We start from the raw sequence: 4,000 nt of genomic DNA, 5'->3' as shown, positions 1-4,000 counted from the left end.
AACCTAGCTATCCCCCCAGCACCGCCTGTCACTACCGTTACAGCAATATCCTTGGCTACATTTTTGGACTCATCTGCGGCTTTATTAATCTGCATTAGCAACGATAGCCCACCTCCTGCCGCTATCCCCGTGGCAAGGGCTGGTGCAAATATTCCGATGGTAAATAGGAAAAATAATGGTTGATCTGAACGCGAATTAGCTATTAACTCGGCCGCAAAACCCGCGATGATATTAAAACTCAATTTCGCCATTCCTACTGAGAAGTAGCCCGTTAACCATGCCAGTATTGGTTTAGCTCCGTATGGTAGTAGACTCCCTCCCACAGCGAGAGGCCCAAGATATGCCGTCAACAGCATTGTTAACTCTATTCCCCATTGATACGCCCCAGATAGCCCTACCAGAATATTAGTTATGTTCTCCGCTACCACCGAACCCACAAATGCACTAAACGGTGACAGTAATACCTGAATTGGGTTTGCTCCTGACTGAATTGCTTGTTGTGGTGCCTCTAGAACCCGATTGATTCGCTCAATTAAATAAGCAAATGGCCCACTTGCTCCAAAGTAATCTGGGTATTGCCGAGATAATGTTTGCTTGGCTTGCTCCAAACACTCTACTGTTTCTTGCGGACTCAGACTAGATGTGCGGCAAGCTTCTATTTCTCTACCAATCGCCGCCCTTACTGCTGCTACTCCCATTGCTCTTGAGTACGCGGCTCTCAAATCTACTCCTACTGCTGTTCTTGTCAGCACGTAATTATTTACATTATTTATGTAATCCTTGATACTAATTGTGGTTTTTCCCAACAGTTGCCCATCATTTGCTAGCAACGCTGCAATCAGCAGTGGCCAGATAAACGAGCTAAATGCCCTTTGTTCTTCGTTATTAATTACTTGTTTTGTCCACTCCAAGATAAAAAATCCCAGTGTTGTGACGGCAAATAATGTACCAACTGTGCAAAGTGAAGCATAAAGTTGTCCACCAAGAACTTCTGACCATAACTCGTTAAATCCTAGTGATACTGCATCTGATACTTGGGCGGCTCTACTTGCTAAATTATCGTTAGAAATTATCCCATTCGCTATTTGCGCCAACAGATTATTCATACTTGATTCTCGCTGGATCGAATGTCACGTTTGAAAAGCTCTTTAGGCTGGGGAGGCTGCAATACGGTTCGGATAGGCTCTTTAGGCTGGGGGGAAATTAGTACAGACGCGATTAATCGCGTCTCTTCAATGGCTCTTCTCTCCCCCTGCACTTTCCTCTTCCCCAGCTCAAGAAAGCTCACCTCAACAGATAACTTTGTTAACCGAACAGTATTGGGGGAGGCTGGGGGAGTAAAGAGGAAAACTTGTATTTATCAATACTGAAATAGCGTTGAATTCACTTATTTATTTGTCTCCCCCAGCACCCCCTGCTTGCCTCAACAAATAACTAAACTTAGTGCCATTCCTCGCTGGATCTAGTACAGACATCAACACTAATTCTTGAGTTAGTGATACTTGTCCTGTAGTTTTAAGTTCTTCTTTTGTAGTAGAGTTCGCTAGGGTTTCTGCTACCTGTGTCAGCATCAAATTCGATTGGGCAGTATCAAGACGCGCCACCAATGAATCAGCATGAAAGCGGGAAATTGTACTCACCATTTGTGCATTTTGTGCTGCTATCACTTTCAGAATATTTTGTGACGCATCTAATCCTTGTGCTTGCTCTGCTAAATCTTGAACTTCTTGTGATATTTGAATCGTCGAGAGGATTTTTTGGGTGGTATTTTGTTGTCCTTGGGTTCCCAATGTCGAAGATACTGACGCACGAGCTAAATCTCTTTCCAATAATTGGGCTAATGATTTCGTTTTGGGTATTGCTCTACTATTCTTTAATCTTCTAATCAAATCTTGTGTACTTTTATCCGGGTCTGGTGTTCCCATTTCTCCTTTTGATGATTCAATAGCAACACTGGCATCTTCCGCAAGCGAGGCCCATGTTGTTCTAATTTTTTCTTGAACTTTTTCTTCCGCATTGCTGTACTCTTGTCGCATATCCTCTAATACTGAACCCAAAAAATCTTTAATTGACACAAATCCAAAACTTGGGTTAGCCGTTAACACTAAGGGAATAGTAATTATGATTGGTATGAGGAGTTTTTTAAGTTTAAACTTCATCATTATGATACCTTTACTCTTCTTTTATTTACCAGAATTCGTAAATGAACAGGGTGTAGGCTGTAGTATTAATAAACATTTAATATCCGAGGCAAAACAGCGTTTACTTCTTCATTCCCTACATCCAAAACCCTACCCCCTATCCCCTGTTTTTCTACTAACAATTGTTGGGCTTCGTCTGATAATTCTTCTCCTCTAATCATCCGAATATAATCCTCACTAAATCTATATAGTCCTAGTAAAAGATTGTTATTATATTTATTCAGAAATGCCTCTCTCAGCTCTTGCTCGGCTGGATTATTAGCCACTGCTGCCAATAAACAATACGCTGGATAATAACGGCAGAATGTTAGCTTGCCATTGTCATCTAATAACCACGATGAATAGATCAGGGATTTTTTGGGATAAAATGTTTCTGTACTGTTTTTACTAATAATCGAATAAGGATATTTAAATCTTTCTACAAATGGATCTATTGCTGATGACTGAATCCGACCCACTAACCGCGTCGTGATATTTGCAAATATTTTCGCTGCTGCTTGACTTTGGTATATACTTTCTGGCTCTTGGGCAGACAGAATGACGCGGATACCAGCTTTAGCTCCGTTGGCACAGAGTCTTCCAATTAGTTCGGCGATCGCGTCAAATTGAAACAGAATCGGTGCTTCATCTAGAAAGAAAATACTCGCTTTTGATGACAGGGCGCGACGCAGGGCTGCTGCATACGCACTCAACGCTAAAATTGCTGCATCTGCATCGCTTGATAAATTCCTTAGTGCAAATACTAATAACTTTGCATTCGCCCTAAAGCTGGAAGGCGACGAGATTGATTGCCCTACCTTGGACGATAGCCAATACTTTAATCTCACCTGTATATGTCCTAATGCTTGGGTTACTTCAGTGCTACTTGTAGACAGTGAATCTAAATTTATGTACCCTGGTGAGCAATATTGGCAGAAGTCTTTTAGTGTTGGTGTATCAAGCCATTGCGGAGTCAAGATCCCTGCCCTCAATGCTGCTTGATAACGCAATTTTATTTCTTCATCATTAAAAAATGTTTGTAATGCCAATGACAGCAGCGATTCGATGATTGATACCATCGAGAAACTTACTCCTATTGAGTTCGTCCCTATAATCATTGTCATCAGCACTGATTTGAGAAACTCCTTAAAATCTGACATTCGCTCTTTGATTGTTTCTTCATCCATTGAGCGTAAGTCTGGTAACTCAAACAAGTTGTTATATTCTTTGGCTATATCAAAGTATGCCCCATCTGCGCCTAATAATCGCGTGTAATCCGTAAACGTTGATGTCCCATCTGGTTTTGGGTAATCTAGGGCTATTACTGGTATATCTTGCGCTATCGCCGGGGTCAATATTCCTGCCACTAGCACTGACTTTCCAGAGCGAGTTGTCCCAAACACTGCTAGATTCTTATGGTTTTGGTACAAGTTTAGATGTACTGGTGTTCCTCCTTCTGCCGCTATTAGCTCAAATCCTGTTTTATCCCCTGTGGCTGTGCGGATTAGCGGTGTTAGCCCTGGTGCTTCTGATGTGAAATACATTAACCTCCTGTTGAATGGTTTTGTTAATAGTGCCTCCCAAACTATCGGTGTGCATTGCAACCATAGCTTCCACGCATACTCTGTTTCTCTGTCTACCACTGCTGGCCGCAGAAAGCAACTTGCTAAATATCTGCAATCCTCATCTAGTTGTGGCAGATTTTTTCGGTGTACTAAGAACACTACTGCTGTATGCAATACCGCACTTCCTTTGTATAGCGTCCGTTGTGCTTCTACCGATTCTTCTATGTTTAATCCTGCCTTCACATCTATACTGCC

3 protein-coding genes are annotated in these 4,000 nt (G+C 42.0%); all 3 read right to left on the bottom strand.

Annotation, left to right across the window (positions count from 1 at the left end; genetic code table 11):
* On the bottom strand, window positions 1-1,106 hold a 1,106-nt coding region (locus AC5JL8_RS38690; RefSeq protein ID WP_495884972.1), incomplete at its 3' end, for a hypothetical protein.
* 285 nt (window positions 1,107-1,391) lie between these two features.
* Window positions 1,392-2,162: a hypothetical protein gene (locus AC5JL8_RS38685; RefSeq protein ID WP_495884971.1), complete on the bottom strand. Its 771-nt coding sequence runs from the start codon at window positions 2,160-2,162 to the stop codon at window positions 1,392-1,394.
* A gap of 65 nt (window positions 2,163-2,227) precedes the next feature.
* Window positions 2,228-4,000: putative type IV secretion/conjugal transfer ATPase (locus AC5JL8_RS38680; protein ID WP_495884970.1), on the bottom strand; the 1,773-nt coding region annotated here is incomplete at its 5' end.

The organism is Mojavia sp., assembly GCF_059505145.1.
The sequence above is the reverse complement of the archived record's forward strand: the minus strand, read 5'-3'. Positions and strand labels throughout refer to the sequence as shown.

Excerpts from the sequence above, each read along its gene's own strand:
- AC5JL8_RS38685 (WP_495884971.1), bottom strand. The coding sequence starts at position 2,162 with ATGATGAAGTTTAAACTTAAAAAACTCCTCATACCAATCATAATTACT.